This is a genomic window from Oxynema aestuarii AP17 (assembly GCF_012295525.1).
Classification (GTDB): Bacteria; Cyanobacteriota; Cyanobacteriia; order Cyanobacteriales; family Laspinemataceae; genus Oxynema; species Oxynema aestuarii.
In genome coordinates, this window is the sequence record NZ_CP051167.1 from 4,768,442 (window position 1) to 4,788,410 (window position 19,969).

At 53.3% G+C, this 19,969-nt stretch carries 15 protein-coding genes; 10 read left to right on the forward strand and 5 right to left on the reverse strand.

All coding sequences use genetic code 11. From position 1 onward, the window contains the following. The first annotated feature begins 292 nt into the window (after positions 1-292). On the forward strand, positions 293-1,531 hold the full coding sequence (locus HCG48_RS19130; protein ID WP_168570585.1) for a DUF4912 domain-containing protein: 1,239 nt from the start codon (positions 293-295) through the stop codon (positions 1,529-1,531). Between the two features lie 82 nt (positions 1,532-1,613). On the opposite strand, the gene HCG48_RS19135 is transcribed toward HCG48_RS19130, so the two are convergent. Then, positions 1,614-2,207: a Uma2 family endonuclease gene (locus tag HCG48_RS19135; protein ID WP_168571967.1), complete on the reverse strand. Its 594-nt coding sequence runs from the start codon at positions 2,205-2,207 to the stop codon at positions 1,614-1,616. A gap of 167 nt (positions 2,208-2,374) precedes the next feature. Between HCG48_RS19135 and HCG48_RS19140 the strand changes: the two genes are divergently transcribed. Both HCG48_RS19140 and HCG48_RS19145 read left to right on the forward strand, forming a co-directional pair. Continuing rightward, positions 2,375-2,764 carry a C6orf136 family protein gene (locus tag HCG48_RS19140; protein WP_168570586.1) on the forward strand — a complete coding sequence of 130 codons (390 nt, stop codon included), beginning with the start codon at positions 2,375-2,377 and terminating at the stop codon, positions 2,762-2,764. Positions 2,765-2,809: 45 nt separating this feature from the next. Beyond that, the gene (locus tag HCG48_RS19145; protein WP_168570587.1) at positions 2,810-3,997 is read left to right on the forward strand and encodes a TRC40/GET3/ArsA family transport-energizing ATPase; all 1,188 of its coding nucleotides are present in this window, start codon (positions 2,810-2,812) and stop codon (positions 3,995-3,997) included. 208 nt (positions 3,998-4,205) lie between these two features. Here the strand turns inward: HCG48_RS19145 and acs are convergent, their stop codons facing one another. Next, positions 4,206-6,173 (reverse strand): acetate--CoA ligase, encoded by a 1,968-nt coding sequence (gene acs / locus HCG48_RS19150; protein ID WP_168570588.1) that lies wholly within the window; start codon positions 6,171-6,173, stop codon positions 4,206-4,208. Positions 6,174-6,675: 502 nt separating this feature from the next. Here acs and ebsA point away from each other — a divergent pair. The 4 genes from ebsA to HCG48_RS19170 all read left to right on the forward strand — a co-directional run bounded on the left by ebsA (position 6,676) and on the right by HCG48_RS19170 (position 9,824). Then, positions 6,676-7,056, forward strand: a complete 381-nt coding sequence (ebsA, locus tag HCG48_RS19155; protein WP_168570589.1) for a type IV pilus biogenesis protein EbsA — start codon at positions 6,676-6,678, stop codon at positions 7,054-7,056. A gap of 193 nt (positions 7,057-7,249) precedes the next feature. Then, the gene (locus HCG48_RS19160) at positions 7,250-8,359 is read left to right on the forward strand and encodes a phosphotransacetylase family protein (protein ID WP_246259636.1); all 1,110 of its coding nucleotides are present in this window, start codon (positions 7,250-7,252) and stop codon (positions 8,357-8,359) included. Between the two features lie 246 nt (positions 8,360-8,605). Then, the gene (locus HCG48_RS19165) at positions 8,606-9,106 is read left to right on the forward strand and encodes a DNA recombination-mediator protein A (protein ID WP_168570590.1); all 501 of its coding nucleotides are present in this window, start codon (positions 8,606-8,608) and stop codon (positions 9,104-9,106) included. 226 nt (positions 9,107-9,332) lie between these two features. Beyond that, positions 9,333-9,824 (forward strand): YajQ family cyclic di-GMP-binding protein, encoded by a 492-nt coding sequence (locus HCG48_RS19170; protein WP_168570591.1) that lies wholly within the window; start codon positions 9,333-9,335, stop codon positions 9,822-9,824. Between the two features lie 94 nt (positions 9,825-9,918). Here the strand turns inward: HCG48_RS19170 and HCG48_RS19175 are convergent, their stop codons facing one another. Continuing rightward, positions 9,919-11,100, reverse strand: coding sequence for a tetratricopeptide repeat protein (locus HCG48_RS19175; protein WP_168570592.1), 1,182 nt, complete (start codon positions 11,098-11,100; stop codon positions 9,919-9,921). Positions 11,101-11,209: 109 nt separating this feature from the next. Between HCG48_RS19175 and HCG48_RS19180 the strand changes: the two genes are divergently transcribed. Further along, positions 11,210-12,463: an FGGY-family carbohydrate kinase gene (locus HCG48_RS19180; protein ID WP_168570593.1), complete on the forward strand. Its 1,254-nt coding sequence runs from the start codon at positions 11,210-11,212 to the stop codon at positions 12,461-12,463. Here HCG48_RS19180 and HCG48_RS19185 read toward each other — a convergent pair. Next, positions 12,460-12,810, reverse strand: a complete 351-nt coding sequence (locus HCG48_RS19185; protein WP_168570594.1) for a translation initiation factor — start codon at positions 12,808-12,810, stop codon at positions 12,460-12,462. The two genes, HCG48_RS19180 and HCG48_RS19185, sit on opposite strands and share 4 nt — an antisense overlap. Before the next feature lie 1,048 nt (positions 12,811-13,858). Between HCG48_RS19185 and HCG48_RS19190 the strand changes: the two genes are divergently transcribed. Both HCG48_RS19190 and HCG48_RS19195 read left to right on the forward strand, forming a co-directional pair. Beyond that, positions 13,859-14,290, forward strand: a complete 432-nt coding sequence (locus HCG48_RS19190; RefSeq protein ID WP_281362027.1) for an RRXRR domain-containing protein — start codon at positions 13,859-13,861, stop codon at positions 14,288-14,290. A gap of 4 nt (positions 14,291-14,294) precedes the next feature. Continuing rightward, positions 14,295-18,473 carry a PAS domain S-box protein gene (locus HCG48_RS19195; RefSeq protein ID WP_168570595.1) on the forward strand — a complete coding sequence of 1,393 codons (4,179 nt, stop codon included), beginning with the start codon at positions 14,295-14,297 and terminating at the stop codon, positions 18,471-18,473. Here HCG48_RS19195 and HCG48_RS19200 read toward each other — a convergent pair. Then, complete coding sequence (locus HCG48_RS19200; RefSeq protein WP_168570596.1) at positions 18,465-19,820, reverse strand: coiled-coil domain-containing protein; 1,356 nt, start codon at positions 19,818-19,820, stop codon at positions 18,465-18,467. The genes HCG48_RS19195 and HCG48_RS19200 overlap by 9 nt on opposite strands. Positions 19,821-19,969 lie beyond the last annotated feature (149 nt).

Sequence of the window (19,969 nt, forward strand, 5' to 3'; positions counted from 1 at the left end):
TCGTCAGCTCTCGGATCGCGATCGATCCGGCGCACCCAGGCGAAAAGAAGTGTCATTACCTACCCTGGGGTACCGGAAAGGAACGTCTCTGGAGAGACTGACCTCGGTCTGGATGGGGAAACCCAAACAGATCGGCAGACTCGTCGAAAGAGAAAAAATAGTGATGTTTAGAATCCCCGTCTCTTGAGAGCGGGGAGTACGTCAACCAAGCAGGTTGAGAAATCAAGGCGATCGCTCGCACGTCATCCCCAAATTGATTTACCTGCCGTCTAACTAACAGGAGGCCAAAGTCATGGCAAAAGAACGTCCCCCTTTACAAGAGATGACATTGCGGCAACTCCGTAAAGTGGCCAGCGAATATGCCATCTCCCGCTACTCTCGCATGAGAAAAGCACAACTGCTCGCGGCGATCGAAGACAAGCAACGTAGCAAAACCCAAGGTCAAACTACTACTACTCTGGAGGCGCAGGAAGAAGTGGAAGCTGCAAAATTTGAACTCGGTCAAGAAGATCGTACTGGAGGGACTCTCGCCTCCGTCGATGAAGGGTTGAACGACTTACCCGACGGCTACGGAACCAGCCGCATCGTGCTGATGCCGCGAGATCCCCAATGGTCTTACTCCTACTGGGACGTCTCCAACGAACATAAAGAAGAAATGCGCAAGCAAGGCGGTCAGCAATTAGCCTTGCGTTTGTACGACGTCACCGACATCAACCTCGAATTTCAAAGCCCCCACAGCATCCAAGAGTATCCCTGCGACGAATTAGCTCGCGAATGGTATTTGCCGATTCCGGTGAGCGATCGCGACTACGTAGTAGATATCGGTTACCGTTGCGCGGACGGTCGCTGGCTCGTGTTGGCCCGTTCCGCCCCCGTTCACGTGCCGCCCGTCTATCCCTCCGACTGGATCGAAGACCAATTTATCACCGTCGATTGGGAAGAAGACTTGCGCGGGAAAACCTTCGTCGAACTCGTTCCCCCGAGCAAAAAAGCGGCGGCTGGCGAAAGCCCGATCTACGACAAAATCTTCGGCATGGCCCAAGGCGCCGAAGCTCAGCGCGTCGCCGGATCCCTGTTCGGTTCCATGCAGCACGTCCCCGGTTCGATGGCACCGTCCGAATCGATCAGCTCCTACGTGTTCCCCTCCGGTGTCGGTATGTGGGCCGTTCCGAGCATGTCCGGAGTCGGCATGAATATGTCCGGAGTCGGCATGTCCGGCGTCGGTTTCTCCGCCTCCGCCCCCCCGATTCGCCCCCGTCAGTTCTGGTTAGTCGCCGATGCCGAATTGATCGTTTACGGCGCCACCGAACCCGACGCCACGGTGACGATTGGCGGACGTCCGATTAAACTCAATCCCGACGGCACTTTCCGCTTCCAGATGTCCTTCCAAGACGGGTTAATCGACTATCCGATTATGGCGGTCGCCGCCGACGGCGAGCAAATGCGATCGATCCACATGAAGTTCAATCGCGAAACGCCTTCCCGCCATACCAACACCAAAGAAGAAGCCGTTCAAGAATGGCTTGCCTAAGTTTAAGTTAGGTCGAACTGAAAAAACCCCCTACCGATGCGTTGGTGGGGGGTTTTGGATTTGAGATTTGAGATTTGAGATTTTAGGGGAATTGAGGTGATTCAGATTCTGGAGTCAGGTCGAGATTGCGATAGATTTCCTCGATGGGAAAACTTAGATTGATGCTTTTGAGTTCGATAGTGTCGCCTGCTTGGTAATTGACGATCGACCATTCGCCTGTTTCTTTTTTGTGATATAAATCGATTTCCAGGCGGGTGGAACTGACTAACAAATAGTCTTGTAGGGCTGGATTATGGCGATACATTCTAAATTTGCGGCCTCTGTCGTAGGCTTCGGTGCTCGGAGAAAGAACTTCGACGATGAGGCAGGGATAGGTAATGTATTGGGTTGTGGTTTTGTCGCGATCGTCGCAGGTGACGCTGACATCGGGATAGGTATAGTTATTTGTGCCGACAATGTTAATTCTCAGGTCTGAGTTACCAACTTCGCAGCGACTGGTTTCAAGGTGGTTGGAAAACAGGGTAATCAGTCTAACGGAAATGAGGCTATAGTTTTTACTACCACCACCCATAGCGTATACTCGATCGTCGATCAGTTCGTGTTTTTCGAGCTGCTGTTCTTCCCAAGTGAAGTATTCTTCGGGGGTTAGGGTGGGGAATTTTGCTTGGGATGCGATCGTGGTTCGTTACTCCCTATGGGGTTGTTTGGGATCGGTTTAGCTCGCTTGTTTTTATTGTGAAGTACCGCTCTCTACTCCCTTGGAGATGGGGCAACAACTGTCAAGAACGAATGTCCTCGATTTAAAGTGTTTCAACTGTCTGCTCAGATAACTTCTGAACTGCTATGGATCTGCTCGATATTCTCAAACAAGATTACCAAAACTTCCCCGAAGATCAGACTTACGAGATTTACGCCGAAGACGTTTACTTCCAAGACCCGATGAATCGTTTTCGGGGGCGCGATCGCTACCGCCAGACCATTAATTTTATCCGAACTTGGTTTAAAGACGTGCAGCTCGACATGCACCAGATCGATCGCCGGGGAAACACCATCACCACCCGATGGACCTTGCACTGGACCACCCCCTTACCCTGGAAACCGCGCATTTCCATCCCCGGATGGAGCGAACTCGAAGTGAATCCAGACGGTGCGATCGCCTCCCATATCGATTATTGGGACTGTTCCCGCCTCGATGTCCTCCGACAACACCTGTTCCCCAAAAAAAACCGCTAAAGTAAAGAGATGTAAACAATTCTCAGCCAGAGGACGATTTGCAATATGCGTTTGATCTTAATGACAGGTAAAGGTGGCGTCGGTAAAACCTCCGTTGCTGCTGCAACCGGGTTACGCTGTGCCGAACTCGGTTATAAAACCCTCGTCCTCAGTACCGACCCGGCGCACTCCCTCGCCGACAGCTTCGATCTCGAACTCGGACACGACCCGCGTCCGGTTCGCGAAAACCTGTGGGGAGCCGAACTCGATGCCTTAGTCGAACTCGAATCGAACTGGGGTTCCGTCAAGCGTTACATCACCGAAGTCCTGCAAGCGCGCGGTTTAGAAGGGGTACAAGCCGAAGAACTGGCGATTTTACCCGGAATGGACGAAATTTTCGGACTCGTCCGCATGAAGCGCCATTACGACGAAGGCGAATATGACGTTTTGATTATCGACTCGGCGCCGACCGGAACCGCCTTGCGGCTGTTGAGTTTGCCGGAGGTCAGTGGCTGGTACATGCGCCGCTTTTACAAGCCGTTGCAAGGAATTTCCGTAGCGTTGCGTCCCTTAGTCGAACCGATTTTTAAACCGATCGCCGGATTTTCTCTCCCCGATAAAGAGGTGATGGACGCACCTTACGAGTTTTACGAACAAATCGAAGCGCTCGAAAAGATTTTAACGGATAATGCCGTCACTTCGGTGCGCTTGGTTACCAATCCCGAAAAAATGGTGATTAAGGAATCGTTGCGCGCTCATGCTTATTTAAGTTTGTACAATGTCGCGACGGATTTAGTGATTGCCAACCGGATTATCCCCGATGAAGTGACCGATGCCTTTTTCCAACGCTGGAAAGAGAATCAGCAAGAATATCGGCACGAAATTCACGAGAATTTCCGCCCTTTACCCGTCAAAGAGGTGCCGCTTTATTCTCAAGAAATGTGCGGGTTAGAGGCTTTAGAAACCCTCAAGCAGACCTTATATCAAGACGAAGACCCGACCCAAGTTTATTATAAAGAAACGACGGTCAGGGTATTACAAGAAAACAATCATTATAGTTTGGAACTCTACTTGCCGGGAATTCCTAAAGACGATATCAAATTAAGTAAAACGGCGGACGAGTTGAATATTCGTATCGGCAATCACCGCCGTAATTTAGTGTTGCCCCAAGCACTGGCGGCCTTGCAACCTGCGGGGGCGAAGATGGAGGAAGATTATCTAAAAATTCGCTTTGCAGAAGCGGCCAAAGTCTAAGGTTTTAAGTCGGAAAGCAAGGCGATCGCGAAGCGTCTCCAAAGGAGAATCGCCGAGGAGGCTCAATTCGATCGCCCAAGGAAAAGGTGCGTGAGGATCGTGGTTCTCAATGCACCTTTTCAATCTATTTTCCGGCGATCGCGAAAGCGTCTCCAAAGGAGAATCGCCGTACATGTTCGCAACTGGTGACCTCTAAGTTGCTCTTGCCTCAAGCACCCTCGCGCAACTTATCTAAAACACTACGGTCTTGCAACGTCGAGGTATCGCCGGAAATCTCTTCGCCGGAGGCGAGCGATCGCAACAAACGGCGCATAATCTTACCCGATCGCGTCTTCGGTAAATCGTCGGTAAAGCGAATTTCCGCCGGACGAGCCAGGGCGCCAATTTCACTGACGACATGTTCTTTAAGCTGGTTTTCCAAATCTTCGCTACCTTGGTAACCGTCTTCCAAACTCACGAAAGCGACCACCGCTTCCCCTCGCAACTCATCCGGTTTGCCCACCACTGCCGCTTCCGCCACAGAGGGGTGAGACACCAACGCCGATTCGATTTCCATCGTTCCCAAACGGTGACCAGACACGCTAATTACATCATCGACACGACCCATTACCCAATAATATCCGGTTTCGTCCCGTCGGGCGCCGTCCCCTGCAAAATAAAGGTATTGGCCGTCTTTCGGGGCAATATGTTCCCAATAAGTCCGGCGGAAGCGATCGGGGTCGCCGTAAACCGTGCGCATCATCCCGGGCCAGGGATGTTTCACCACCAAATAACCCCCTTGATTTTCGCCGACAGAATTGCCGTCCAAATCGACGACATCGGCGAGAATTCCGGGAAAGGGCATCGTCGCGGAACCGGGTTTGGTGGGGGTCGCGCCGGGTAACGGAGTAATCATAAAACCGCCCGTTTCCGTTTGCCACCAGGTATCGACAATCGGACAGCGTTCGCCACCGATGACGCGGTGGTACCAGATCCAAGCTTCGGGGTTGATCGGTTCGCCGACAGTCCCCAACAGGCGTAGGGAGGACAGATCCCGGGCATTGGGATGGTGTTCGCCCATTTTAATAAAAGCGCGGATCGCGGTGGGGGCGGTGTAGAAGATCGTGACGCCGTATTTTTCGACCACATCCCAGAAACAGCCGGGATTGGACGATCGCGGCGCCCCTTCGTACATCACCGTCGTAGCGCCGTTGGAGAGCGGACCGTAGACGATGTAGCTATGTCCGGTAATCCAGCCGACATCGGCGGTACACCAGTAAACATCCGTATCTTGGAGGTCGAAAGCCCACTTGTTGGTAACGTGGGTGTAAAGGTTATACCCGCCCGTGGTGTGGACGACCCCTTTCGGTTTGCCCGTGGTGCCGGAGGTGTAGAGGATGAAGAGCATGTCTTCGCTGTCCATCACTTCCGCATCGCAGTGACCGGAGACCCCTGCTTGCAGGTCGTGCCACCAGTGGTCCCGTCCGGGTTCCATGTGAGTTTTTTCGCCCGTGCGTTGGACGACGAGGACGTTATCGACGCTGGAGACGCCGTGTTCGAGGGCTTTATCGACTTGAATTTTGAGGGGGATGGCGGCATCTTTACGGAAGCCCCCGTCGGCGGTAATCACGAGTTTCGCTTCCGCATCGACGAGACGATCGCGCAGGGCTTCGGCACTGAAGCCGCCGAAAACGACAGTATGGGGGGCGCCGATGCGGGCGCAGGCGAGCATGGCGATCGCCGCTTCGGGAATCATGGGCATGTAGATGCCGACGCGATCGCCTTTTTTCACCCCGAGTTGTTTGATAACGTTCGCCATCTGGCAAACTTCCCGGTGCAGTTGGGCGTAGGTGAGGGTGCGCGAGTCGCCGGGTTCTCCTTCCCAAATCAGGGCTGCTTTATTTTTGCGCCAGGTCGTTAAGTGGCGATCGAGACAATTGTAAGAGATGTTGAGCTGTCCGCCGAGGAACCACTGAGCGTTCGGCGGTTGCCAGTCGAGGACGCGATCCCATTTTTTGAACCAATGCAGTTCGCTTTCGGCGAGTTCGGCCCAGAATTGTTCGGGGTCGGCGGCAGCGCGTTCGTACAGCTTCTGGTATTCGTCTAAATGTTTGATATGGGCGGTTTGGGAAAATTCCGCCGAGGGGGGAAACAGGCGTTTTTCTTTGAGGATGGATTCGATCGTCGGTTGTGACATTGTTTTGAGATTTGGTAACTTCGGTTACGGAATTCATTGTTTACTGTACTTCATTGGGTTGTTTGAACCCTAGAGGGACAGCCGAGTGTTTTTGTCCCCTTGGGGAGTTAGAACGAGGGGGCGATCGCGCGAGTTTGAGAGTCCCCGGGGGTCGGATTTAAAAGCGTCGAAAAAATGTCAACAAATCGCTAAAAAATAAGGAGTGAATCGCTTTAATCGGGAGGGTTCGCATGGTAGCTTGCTCGCAACCCCCGTATCGCTGGCATCGATAGCGTCCAACCGAAAAGGCGCGCGGCGATCTCCAGGGGTAAACAGGCATCCCGGGGCAAAAATAAGGCAATGGCTAGTCAGGAATCCGTCGCAAGTGCGACACTAGAAGCGAGTAGAGCCTCGCGCGATCGCCCCGACCCCGATGGAATGGCGATCCCCGACCCGCACCTGTGGGACGCAGCGCGCGATCGCGCCCGTCGAGTCACCGCCATTGTGTTAAGGAGTTGCGAACATGGCAACCAACTTAGAAAACCTACAGCCTGCCGACAATCGCGAAGTCGGCGTTTACATGCCTTATTACCAAGGCAACAAACGGGCCGTTTTACCTCGGGCGATCGGTCTGTATCGTCAGGGAAGTTTGGAAGGCGAGCGCAAAATCGAAAATGGCGAAGACGTTCCCTTCGTCGCCAGTTGGCACGTTTCCACCCTCCCGGCAGACCTGACGCGCTGTCGCCTCCAGTTCGACGGTAATGCGGAACTCAGTTATGAAATTACGATGGCGAATTTCGAGTTTATCGATTTCTTGATCGACGTGATCGTCGGCTTCAAGCGCTATCAAATTGTCGATTTTTCCAAACCTTTCTACCGCAAACTCTTACAGATGGATGCTTAGAATAGAGACTCGCCCGAGTTGACCGATCGCCGCGCAGTTTTTTGTCGAAAGCGAGGGGCTTCGGACGGTTCCAGGGCGATCGTAGTACCAGAAGGCGGGGAAATCCGGTTCTCGAACGGCGAACCTCTTTTCCCCGCAACTTGTGGATAACTTTTACATTGATGCAATAGCTCGTAGTTGATGGAGAGACGGCGTGCCAAAATTGGGTGAAACAACTGGATACAGTCGGCCAAAATATCTGATCGTCGGGTCGAGCGAACCGTATAGCGGCAAGACCTCGACGATATTGGGTTTGGCGGAGAAATTACAGACGAGAGGGTTAAACATTGGCTATAGCAAACCTTTGGGAACCTGTCTCAATGCGACAGAAAAAGATGGAATTGATGAAGATGTTCGTTTTTTAGGCAAAACCTTAGATTTGCCCCAAAATAACCTGGGAGAAACTCTTTTATTTCTCGAACCCGACACGATCGCCAAACAACTCCAAGGACACGACCGACGGGATTATCCCGAGAGCTTTGTGCAATCGCTGCAGGGTTTGCAAGGCGATCTGGTGTTAGTCGAAGGACCGTCTACCCTCGATCGCGGGCGCTTGTTCGATCTGTCGGTCCCGCAAATGAGCGCCTTACTCGAATCCCCGGTTTTACTGGTCACGCGCTTTCATTCGGTTCTCGATACCGCCGCACTGATCTGCGTCAAAGAACGACTCGGCGATCGCCTCTTGGGCATCGTTTTGACCGACATTCCCGCAGACGAGTGGGAACGGGCCTCTCATGTGGTCGCTCCCTTTCTCGAAGGTCGGGGAATCCCGGTGTTCGGCTTGTTACCGATGAGCAATCTGCTCCATAGCGTCTCGGTGGCAGAGTTGGTGCGCCGTCTCAAGGCTGAGGTGCTCTGCTGTCACGATCGCCTCGATTTGATGGTCGAAACTCTCCGCATCGGCGCGATGAATGTCAATTCGGCGTTGAAATATTTCTCCGCCGCCGACAATATGGCCGTGATTACCGGGGGCGATCGGACCGACATCCAACTCGCCGCCTTGGAAACCGCCACCAACTGCCTGATCCTCACCGGACATCTACCGCCGACGCCGATGATTATCAGCCGCGCCGAAGAACTCGAAATCCCCGTGTTGTCCGTGGATCTCGATACCTTGACGACGGTGGAAATTATCGAACAAACCCTCGGACACGTCCGCCTGTACGAACCGATTAAGGTCGAATACATCAAACACGCGATCGCCGAGCATTTCGCCCTCGATCGCCTCTTGGATGCCCTCGGTTTGGATCCCGTCGCGGTCTGAGTGACTCGGTCGATCTCGATCGCCCGCGATCGCCCCCTTTCCTTAATTCGGGGGCGATCGTCGTCTGTTTTCCCCGACTCGCCACAGGGCCACCCCCCAAGGGTGAGAGGTTTCAACCCCTCTCCAATTCCCCCACCGATCTGCAAATATTTCAAAAAATCTGTACCCTTATCGCTCAAATACAGATTTAAGGGGGATTGGGTTTGGTAGAATAGCTGGGTTGTCCTGTTTAGCTCTATAGCCTCTTTGACTCAATCGGTAGACATCTCCATAGATACGTTGGCGCAAGAACTGGCGACGATCCAGCAAACGGGCTCTAAGAGAATCGCTCTCTTGGGGTCGCGTCACGTTCCCATTACCCATCAGATCCTGATCGAGATGATGAGTTACGCGCTCGTCCTCTCTGGAAATCGTCTGATCACCTCCGGTGCGACGGGTACGAATTCGGCAGCAATTCGAGGTGCCATGCGGGCGGATCCCAACATGCTCACCGTTATTCTGCCGCAAAGCCTGGATCGTCAACCTCGCGAATCTCGCGAGCAACTCAGTAACGTGATGCATTTGGTGGAAAATCACAACAATAACCACCTGTCCCTGGCAGAAGCCAGTGCGATTTGCAACCGGGAAATTGTATCTCGATGCCAGCAGTTAATCTGCTTTGCGTTCCACGACAGTCATACTCTGCTCGAAACTTGTCGGGATGCAGAAGAACAACGCCGTGTGGTGACGTTGTTTTATTTTGATTGATTCGGACTCGTCTCGATCGCCTCTGTGCGTTCGCGAAGGAGTGCGAGTCAAGTTCGGCGAATGCCGAGTGTCGTCGCGCCATTCACCTCCCCGAATCTAGCGTTTACCGGGAGGGGGGACAGTGACCCGACGCCTATGGGAAGCGTCGATCTTCGGTGTAGTAGACCCGGATTCATTCTCAGCCTCACTGGCAGTAGTTGCTCGGACACCACTTAACCAAGGATTCATGGCTTCTACCTATTCTTTTGATATCGTCAGCGATTTCGACCGTCAAGAATTAGTCAACGCGATCGATCAAACCCAACGGGAAGTTAAAACCCGTTACGATTTGAAAACGACCGACACCGAAATCGAACTCGGTGAAGACAATATCACCATCAATACCGATAGTGAATTTACGTTGCAAACGGTTCATACGGTTCTGCAACAAAAAGCCGTCAAGCGCAATTTATCCCTCAAGATTTTCGACTACGGCAAAATTGAATCGGCGAGTGGTTCGCGAGTCCGTCAAGTCATTACCTTGAAAAAAGGGATTAGCAAAGAAATCGGCAAGGACATTACTAAGTTATTGCGCGACGAACTCAAAAAAGTTCAAGGATCCATTCAAGGGGATGCGGTGCGCGTGTCGAGTAAGTCCAAAGATGACTTGCAAGAGGCGATCGCCCTGATTAAAAACCAAGATTGGCCCGTCGCCCTCCAATTTACCAACTATCGCTGAAAACGATCGCCGCAACGATCGCCCGGAGTTCCGATTGAGTGCGAGTCCGCTTCCGATGGGGGCGGACTTCTGCTGTTGGGGGGGGCGATCGCCTCTACTCCTGCATTCCAGACTCTCTTTCTCGTTCCAAGTCCTCTCGCTGTTGGCGGATCTGGCGATCGTCGGGATCGAGTTCTAAAGCGCGGTCGTAAGCGGCGATCGCCTCGTCAAACCGTTCGAGATCGCGCAGGATATCCCCACGCAACCCCCACATCAGTGCGTCGTTCGGTCGCCGTTTGACCACGCGATCGAACGCCGCCAACGCCCCGTCTAAATCTCCGTTTAAATATAAATCCGTTCCCTCGCGTCCCCACTGTTGCGCTTCTAAGATCTCGATTAACTCCTGCGGATTTGTACTGTCCACTTGCAAGCGATCGGCAATTTGACGCACTAAGTCCGGATCTTGCTGCATCAAATCCCATAATTCCTCCAAACTGACCGCTTTGACCCCCGGATTGTCCGGCAATTCCAACCCTTCAAATACGGGTAAGCCTGTAGGGGGACTCGTGGGGGTAGGGCTGTGGGCGATCGCGTCGCGAGTCGGTCGGAGCATCGCCGCGTCCAAATCCGGACTCGTGGGGGGATGGGTGGCCCTTTGGCGCACGCCGTCGGCCATTTGACCCAGGCGATCGGACAATTCCCCCTCGGTCAACTCGCTCAACCGCTCGATCGCCTCGCTGACCTCTCCTTCTCCCTCACTCGCCGTCAACCACTGCTCTCCCGTCCGGTCCAACCAGGCGATCCAATCTCCAACCGTCCCCCGCGATTCTAATCCTTGCAAAAATTGGCGGACTTGCGGTTGTTCCCAGCCGAGATTGACTTTTTCTAAAAGATATTCCCATAAAATTTGATAATCGCGATCGCTCAACGGCTGTGAGGAGCGATCGCGCAACTGCAGCGCAATCCCTGCAGCGATTTCGCCAAGCTTCCCCCCCTCGCTCTGTCCGAATTGTTCTAATTTCACCGTTAATTCCGGTTGCGGTAAGGGCGAATCGATCGACTTCTGCCCGAAACGACGCAACCACGAATGGAAAAAGCGATCGTCCGCACGCCGTTCTAACAAGGCGGATAACTCCTCTGGGGAAGCCCCCGCCGCCGCGCGATCGAGCAATCGCATGAAGAGGGATTCGTAACTGGCATCGCTGAGGGGTTTAACGGTCGGTGCTGGGGGTTGGGCAATCGGGTCGCGACTCCGCCGGAGGATCGCCGTTTCCGGATTGGCAAACCAACGTCTCACCCACTGCCATATTTTGGCCAACCATTGTTTAAGTAAAACCGAATCAGCCTCAACTCAACCTACAATAAAAGTTTAGACGATTTTTCTGCAAATCCAGTCAATCGGTGAGATGGTTTTCGATCTCGGTTTTGATTTTGGCACGTCCGGGGCGCGCGCGATCGCGATCGATCGTTCGGGGACGATCCGCGCTAGGGCGCAAACTCCGTTAAGCGCCCAAACTCCCGAAGTTTGGCGGGATGCTTTATTTTTTCTACTGGAACAAATACCGATCGCCGTGCGGTCTCACGTCCGGGCGATCGCGATCGATGGCACGTCTTCGACCGGTTTGGCGTGCGATCGCGCCGGAACGGCGATCGCGCCGCCGATTTTATATAACGACCGTCGAGCTGCGGCGATCTTAGATCGATTGCGGGCGATCGCACCGCCGAACCATCTCACGATCTCCGCCAGTTCCAGTTTGGCCAAACTGTTATGGGCGTGCCATTCGGGATATTTTGCACAAAACACGCCGCTTTATTTTCTCCATCAAGCCGATTGGATTGCCTTTCTCCTCCACGGACAACTGGCGATCGGCGACTATCACAATGCCTTAAAACTCGGCTACGACCCGGAAACTCTATGTTATCCGGATTGGCTATTCGATGCGGTTCCCGCCGCCATCCAGTTGCCGGAGATCGTAGCTCCGGGGACAAAAATTGCAACGATTCGTAAAAACATCGGCGATCGCTTCCGCTTGCCGCCGGATTGCGCGATCGTCGCGGGAACCACCGACAGTATCGCCGCCTTTCTCGCCAGTCCCGCGCGCCAACCCGGGGAAGCGGTGACCTCCCTCGGGTCTACCCTCGTTCTCAAATTACTCAGCCGTACCCGCATCGACGACGCCCATTTCGGGATTTACAGCCACCGTTTCGGGGATTTATGGCTGGCGGGAGGGGCCTCGAATGCCGGGGGCGCCGTGTTGCGGCAGTTTTTCGGCGATCGCCAACTCGCCGAACTCAGCGAACAAATCGACCCCAACAGCGCCAGTCCTCTCGACTACTATCCCCTCCTCGAACCGGGGGAACGCTTTCCGGTCAACGACCCCGAGTTAGCGCCGCGACTGGCGCCGCGTCCGGAGAGTGACGTTGAATTTCTGCACGGGTTGCTCGAAAGTCTCGCCCGGATCGAAGGGCGAGGTTACCAGTGCTTGCAAACCTCCGGCGCCACGCCCCTCACTCGGGTCTACAGCGCCGGGGGGGGCGCCCAAAACCGAACCTGGAGCGCGATTCGGCAGCGCTGTCTCGGCGTCGAGGTGGTGGCGTCCCCGCAGACGGAAGCGGCTTACGGGACGGCGTTATTAGCCGCGAGTGGCGCCGGATCCTAACCGCCGCTAATTTTGGCTTGATAGCCGAGTTGGGTGAGGATTTCGAGGATTTTTTGTTTGTGTTCCCCTTGAATCTCGATCGTACTTTCTTTGACCGTTCCTCCGGTGCCACATTGCGCTTTTAACTGTTTGCTGATGCTGGCGAGGGTGTCGGGTTTACACTGAAAGCCCGTAATTTCGGTGACGGTTTTACCTTTACGCCCTTTACGAGAAGCTTGGATGCGGATTTGTTGCTGGTTGGGGGGCAGTTCTTGAATCGGTCGTGCGGTGGCGTCTGCATTGGGCGAGTTGCCAAATTCTCGGTAAACGACGCCGTCGCTCTTGGATTTGCGTTTGGAAGCGGCCATCAGTTTTCTCTGGGGTGAGCTGCAAAGGGTTGTGGAGATTCGGATCGTGAGGGCGATCGCTTCGACGCGCGCGATCGCCCGTCGCTCTCTAGATTAACAATTTTTGAACTTTTTTGATGAAATTTTTCACGATTTTGAGGAATTCTAGATAAAAAGGATCGATTTTCAACGGTCGTTCGATCTCTATTGAACGGATACGAACTGCGAGAGTTTAGATAAATGAGAAAGACCAACCATGAGGATCGCCAAAAGAACTGAGGAATGTTCGTCTCCAAGGGAATTGTATTGCAATGACAGTCAATTTCTTGATGTTTTTGGGAAAATCAACCTCGATTTTGCCTCTTAATGTTACTATTTTGATGTTTTTGGGAAAATCAACCTCGATTTTGCCTCTTAATGTTACTATTTTGAAGTCCCGAGCCAGTCCCTCGACGAGAACGACTCAACGAAGGTAAAAATTAGGGGAATTTTTACGATAAGGCAGGCTTGGGCAAGCCACGGCGATCGCCTGAAGGGGAGTCAGGAGATCCCACGACGCAGAATAACGATGAGAACGATCCCTGTCGCCAGCCGTCCCCTAGGGGGCGATTGTCATACCCGATCTGTTCTGGAAGGCGATCGCAATCAAAGATAACTTTGTCTGTAGAAATTCGATCGTCAAGTTAGAATAGATTTAGGAAATGACACGAGAATTTCGCACAAATTGGGTTTTCTAAGAAGTGGTAAAAGCCATAGAGTGGGCAAGGGAGTGAGTCTCCCTTATCCGATGGTTTAACCATGGAATTGTAGGCTGAATCAACAAATTGATCCAGGATTCGTCCAATCTATCAAAGCGATTGAGAGAAGAGTCAACAACCGTCCCCTCAATAGAGGGCGCGGCTTGTAGGAGGGGATCCTACAAGTCAAGTGCTGACTAGGCCATCGAGATCCAATTGAGCACGGACTTCCGGATGCTTCCCCTGTCTGGACGATCTCCAAGCTTGGAAGCTGCAAGGGATCTGGGAAAGGACATCTTAATTGCATTCGCCGAGGGGAGTAACACTCCATCTTGGAGAACGATCTTATCCGAGTACCTGTCGTTTCAAAAGAAGGAAAACTACTGATGCCAACTCAGCCGAGTTGGGCCAGACATTGGCTTAAAGAAGGTAAAGCAGTTAAGCGGCGATCGGATGTTGGTATGTTCTACAGACAGTTAATCGTAGAGGGAGGAGAAGCTACCCAACTCATCGCTGTCCGAGTTGACCCCGGAAAAAAGTGTTTGGGGATAGCTATTCGACGCCTGAGGGCCACTCTATTTCAAGCCGACCTCATTTTATGTTTCGACAGGGTTCGCTTTTCGATGAAACAGCGCCGGATAATACACAGATGGGGTCAGTTTTTGGCGGGTAAGGTTTTTTTGATGGCCAGAAACAGGGGTTTGCTGATTTCGGACTCAAGACCTTCCCTTACCTGTCCCGAGGTGGGGCTGTCTTGGAGGTGATTTGATGAAAAACTTGCGACTTTTGCTCGTCGCTTCCGAGCTGAGCACGTACAATGCGATCCGCCAGTTACTACCAAAGATCGAACTTTTTTCCGTCGAACTGGGGTGGGTTCGCAGCGATCGCGCCATGAGGGAAAAGTGGCTCGGTCGAGAGGAGATCGATATCTACCTGATCGCGGCAACTCTCGGGGAAGCGCACGATTACTGGAGTTTACTCTCCCTTCCCGGTCGTGAGGGCGCGATCGCCCCGGGAGTGGTGGTGGTGGTTGAAACAGCTTCCCAGGGACGGGCCTTGTTGAGCCGAGGCGCCGCCGATTATTTAGCGATCGACGAACTGAGTGCGCCTGTTTTAGAACGATCGCTGCGCTTGGGAATGAGCGCTCGCGTCACGGGCGCTCGGCGATCGCGAACCCCGGTCGTGCGCGATCGTTCCTCCGTGGGCGTTCGCGAAGCATCTCCCCAGGAGAATCGTGCTCGTCGTCCCATTTCAGCCGGGGTCGGCGACGGGCGCTCGAACTTAAAACAGAGTTGGCCCCCCCTGCACTGGTTCAAACCCCGCGATCGCGAAGGATATCTTCTCAGCCAGCAAAGCGCTTCAGAACTGCTGCGCGAACATTCGCTGACCGAAGACATGTTCGATCGCGCCGCCTTCGGGCTGTTTATTTTAGACGCCAGTTTTCGCGTCGTCTGGATGAATCGAACCCTGGAACAGTTTTTCGGATTACCCCGCGAAGCGGCGATCGGACGGGATAAGCGACGCTTAATCCGCGATCGCATCGCCCACATTTTTGAAAACGGCGCCGCATTTGCCGAAAAAGTGTTCAAAACCTATAGCGACAATAGCTATATCGAACAATTTGAATGTCACGTGCTTCCCGGAGAAAACCGAGCCGAACGCTGGCTGCAACATTGGAGTCAGCCGATCGCAGAAGGACTGTATGCCGGAGGTCGGATCGAATACTATACCGACATCACCGCTTGCAAGCGCGCCGAAGCGCAGTTACGCGCCAGTCAGTGCTTTGTCGATCGCATGACCCAAGCGCTGCCCAACATTGTCTATATTTACGACCTCGACGCTCGCCGCAATATCTACAGCAATCACCGGATCTTGGATGTTTTAGGCTATACCCCCGAACAAATACAAGCAGGTGGGGAGCAGTGGATTTGGGACACGGTTCATCCCGACGATCGCCCGATGTTGCTCGACTTGCACCAGCGTTGTCTTCAACTCAAAGATGGAGAAGTTTTAGAAAACAAAATCCGCTACAAACACGCCAACGGTCAATATCGAACCTTAATTTGTCGCAGCGTCGTCTTTGCGCGCGACGAGAGCGGACGACCGACCCAAGTGCTCGGAAGTGCCGAAGATCTTACCGAACAGCAATCGATCGCCACCCAGCTTTGGGAAAGTGAAAGCCGCTTGCAGACGATCGTCAACAATACCTCCGATGGAATCGCGATCGTCGATTTGCGCGGGAAAATTCGGTTTATCAATCCGGCAGCAGCGCGCTTGTTCGGGCGAGGATTAGATAAAATGGTCGATCTCGAATTCGGCATTCCGATTTCCGAAGGCGTCTGCGAAATCGGCATTTTGCGCGATCGCGGCGAAGTCTGCATGACCGAAATGACCGTCGCGCGCACGGAATGGTCCGGAGAATCCGTCTCTATCGTGTGCTTGCGCGATATCAGCGAACGCCATCGCGCCGAAACCGCCTTGCGCGAGAGTGAGGAGCGCTTTCGCCAGCTCGCCGACAATTTGCAAAGTGTTTTTTGGCTGATGTCCCCCAATTGGGATACCCTGTTTTACCTCAGTCCCGCTTACGAGAAGATATGGGGGCGATCGCTGGCGGCGCTCTACGAACGACCCGAACGATGGGTCGAAAGCGTGCATCCCGACGATCTCCACTTGTTGTCCGACCTGATTGCAGAGCATTGGTTGGGGAGATCGACCATCTGCGAGTATCGCATCGTCCGTCCCGATGGTGAAATACGCTGGATTTTGGCGCGCACCGTGCCGATTGCCGACGAACGCGGCGAAATTACCCAAGTGGCGGGAATTGCCGAAGATATTACCGATCGCAAACAAGCGGAACGACAGCTTAAATATCGGCTGTCTTTAGAAACGGTCTTGGCGGACATCTCCCGAGAGCTGGCGACCAGCGAAGCCGTGGATTTCGTCGATCTGTTCCGGCGCTTGGGCGAAGTCATGGGCGCCGATCGCGTCGAATTGCAGCAGCAAGTGCACGGGGGCGAGTCGCTCCGTGTCGCCTCCTGGCAGAATAGTAGCTCCCCGCAGGACGATTCCGCCCTCGCTGAAAGTGCGACTCCGGCGGTTGCAAGTGAGGAAGTGAGGGACAAACTGCTCGTTCCCATCCGCGATCGCCTCGGTCGGATGTGGGGCGAAATTGGCGTTTACCACCGTCGGAACCATTGGCAAGCTTGGTCTGAAGAAGACAGTCAGTTATTGCGCGTGTTAGGCGATACGATTTATACTTACGACGCCCGTCGCCAAACCCAAGAACAGTTACGCGCCAGTGAGGAACTTTATGCGGGGATCTTCCAGCATTCGGCGGCCCGTATTTTTCTGTTAAAACTCAGTGGCGAGGGCCATTGGGTTTACGAAACGGTCAATGAGGTGGATGAAAAAGCGATTGGCTCGAGCGTCAAAGCGTTGCAGGGAAAACGCCCCCGCGCGGTTTTGCCGAAAGATGTGGCTATGATTTTAGAACGCAACTGCCGGGTTTGTCAGGAACGGGGAACCCCGACGACCTACGAAGAAACGTTGACGACCAGTGGCAAATTGCAAATGTGGCGCACGACCTTAGTGCCGATTCGCGATCGCTCCGGGGCGATCGTTCAGGTGCAAGGGTCGTCTTATGACGTGACCGAAGAGAAACAGGCGATCGCCGAACAACTGCGCCAAACCCGCTACTATCACCTCCTCAGTTCCCTCAGTCTCAAAATTCGCCAGTCGTTGCAAATCGAGGAAATTTTGGCGATCGCCGTGCGCGAACTGCAGCACACCCTACACGGCGATCGCGTGGTCTTCTATCGGATCGAAGAAGACGAAAGCGCTAGCGTCCTTCACGAAGCCATTCGTCCCGGGTGGCCCGCCATGTTGGGCAACGCCAAGCTCACCCCCCAGTGGATTTCCCAATACTTGCGTCGTGCCAGCGATCGCGGGATTTATGCCTGTTCCGATATCGCTACAGCTCCCCTCTTACCCGCCCATCGCAACTTATTGGATCGATATCGAGTACGCGCCTATATCGTCGTCCCCATCCTCCTCAATCCCTTACCCGGTAGCGAAAGCGAAATATCGGAAGATTCCGGTCCGACCACTTATTTATGGGGGCTACTGTGCGTCCATCAGTGCGAGCAAACTCGCGAGTGGACGACCTTTGAAATTGAGTTATTGCAACAGTTAGGCAACCAACTGAGTATTGCTTTATATCAAGCGCAGTTACTCGCCCACGAGATCCGACAGCGACAAGAATTAACCCGGTCGAATAGCGAACTCGAACAATTTGCCTATATCGCCTCTCACGACTTGCAAGAACCCTTGCGAACGATCGCCAGCTTTACCCAGTTACTGGCGCGTCGCTATCACGACCGTCTCGACGCTAAAGCCGAACGCTATATCAATCACATTGTCGATGGGAGTTTGCGAATGCAAACGTTAATCGAGGATTTATTGCAATATTCCCGGGTGAGAACCCGCGCCAAACCGTTTGAGGAGATCGAGACCGACCAGGTTTTAGAAATTGCTCTGGCGAATCTGCAAAGTGCGATTGAAAGCAATCAGGCGACGATTTCCGCCTCGACATTACCCTCGGTCAAAGGCGATCGCGCCCAATTAGTGCAGTTATTCCAAAATTTAATTGGAAATGCGATTAAATATCGCCGTCAAGATCCGCCAGAGATCGCGATCGATGCTAAACGCGAAGGCGATCGCTATCGATTTTGTATTGAAGATAATGGCATCGGGATCGATCCGAAACACCGCGATCGCATTTTCCAGATCTTTCAGCGTCTCCACACGATTCAAGAATATCCCGGGACGGGCATCGGTCTGGCGGTCTGTCAGAAAATCGTTCAGCGTCACGGCGGTCGCATTTGGGTCGAGTCCGAACTCGGTCGCGGGTCGAAGTTCTATTTCACGTTAGCGGTTCCCTCAATCTAAATAGGTCCGATGTTGACCCAGTTTTTTCACGGCGATCACCAACGGGACGATATCTTGTTTCGTGACATATTTAAAATCGGTTCCTTTTAAGGAGGCGATCGCCGCTCTCAATTCTTCGATTTGTTGTTGCAAACTGGGATGAGATTCGGAAGGGAGTTCGCCGATTTGGGTTTGCAATTGCGTGACGGTATCGCTGACTTGTCCCAGTTCCAGTTGTAAATGTTTGACTTTCGTCGCGGGGGGCAAATGTTCGAGGCGATCGCGCAAATTGAGGACGGACGCCAACAGACTGTCGTACAGATCTTGCAAGGTCGAAATGGTGGTAGAATTCAGTTCTAGCCCTCGATTGAGACGGGTGAGATCGACGTCTTGCAAGGTATTGAAACGGCGCTGCATTTGACTGTTGAGTAACGTCACTTCTTTAGACAGTTTCTCGATTTCGGCTTCGAGAGTCCGATAGCTTCGCGACGCCTCCGGCGTATCGCGCGCCGGATCGCTGGGGGTTGCCCCACTGTCCAATCGCCGTTCCAGTTCGTTGAGTTGAGTCCGTAGGCCGTCTAATTCGTTGCGGACGGAGGCGATCGCTTCGTCGGATAAGGGGATGCTGGCGTCTTGATTGAGGCGGTTGAGTTTAGTTTTTAAACTGGCGAGGGATTCACTTTTTTCTAATTTTTTGAGAGACTGGCTCAAGCGTTTCAAATAGGGTTTGACGATTTCTTTATTTTGCTGTTCGAGATTTTTAATTCGTTGGAATAAGGGTTGATTGTGCGCGACGATCGCCCGAATTTCGGTTTGCATTTTAGTGAAGTCCGCAGAGATCGAAGCGACTTCCCGATGCCATTCATCTTCGATCGATTCTGGAAGGGTATCGTCTCCTTCATTGTCGCGATCGATGGTATCTTCCAAACGGGCGATCGCCTCGTTCATTAACGACAAGCGGACGTTGAGAACCCCCCAATCTTCCTCGGTCAGGGCTGTGCGATTGAGGCGATCGGTCACGTGTTGTAATTGAGCTAAAGCGGTTTTAATTGCTTCGATATCGACGGCGTTGGGATGGCGTTCTTGTTGTTGGAAAGACCCATGAAGGGTTTCGACGACTTGGCGGACGTCGGCGATCGCGGCTTGAGCTTGTTGGCGGGTTTGGCGGTCGAAGCGGCTGCGATTGGCGAGGTTGAGGGACAGGGCCACGGTTAACGGGGCTGCCGCATAAAGCAACTGACCGGAGAAAGCGGCGGCGACGGTCCCGACAGCCGATCCGGCGACGCTCGCGTATTCGGCCCATTCGCGCCAGGGGAACTGTTTGAGGATGGGGGTGACCCGTTCGCGTCTCGGTTCGATAGTTTCCATGATTCTTGGTAGAATGCCCTTCGATTGACGACAGAAACCCTTAGCGGCGCTCTGGCCGATTTGGGGGAGCGTTTGGCGATCGATGGTTAAAAGTTAAGCCTGTTATGAGATCGGGGCGATCGCACGGACAAGCAGTCGTTTTTATGGTT

Excerpts from the sequence above, each read along its gene's own strand:
- acs (WP_168570588.1), bottom strand. The coding sequence starts at position 6,173 with ATGTCACAACCGACGATCGAATCCATCCTCAAAGAAAAACGCCTGTTT.
- HCG48_RS19200 (WP_168570596.1), bottom strand. The coding sequence starts at position 19,820 with ATGGAAACTATCGAACCGAGACGCGAACGGGTCACCCCCATCCTCAAA.
- HCG48_RS19185 (WP_168570594.1), bottom strand. The coding sequence starts at position 12,810 with ATGGCCGCTTCCAAACGCAAATCCAAGAGCGACGGCGTCGTTTACCGA.
- HCG48_RS19170 (WP_168570591.1), top strand. The coding sequence starts at position 9,333 with ATGGCTTCTACCTATTCTTTTGATATCGTCAGCGATTTCGACCGTCAA.
- HCG48_RS19145 (WP_168570587.1), top strand. The coding sequence starts at position 2,810 with ATGCGTTTGATCTTAATGACAGGTAAAGGTGGCGTCGGTAAAACCTCC.
- HCG48_RS19195 (WP_168570595.1), top strand. The coding sequence starts at position 14,295 with ATGAAAAACTTGCGACTTTTGCTCGTCGCTTCCGAGCTGAGCACGTAC.
- HCG48_RS19140 (WP_168570586.1), top strand. The coding sequence starts at position 2,375 with ATGGATCTGCTCGATATTCTCAAACAAGATTACCAAAACTTCCCCGAA.
- HCG48_RS19130 (WP_168570585.1), top strand. The coding sequence starts at position 293 with ATGGCAAAAGAACGTCCCCCTTTACAAGAGATGACATTGCGGCAACTC.
- HCG48_RS19180 (WP_168570593.1), top strand. The coding sequence starts at position 11,210 with ATGGTTTTCGATCTCGGTTTTGATTTTGGCACGTCCGGGGCGCGCGCG.
- ebsA (WP_168570589.1), top strand. The coding sequence starts at position 6,676 with ATGGCAACCAACTTAGAAAACCTACAGCCTGCCGACAATCGCGAAGTC.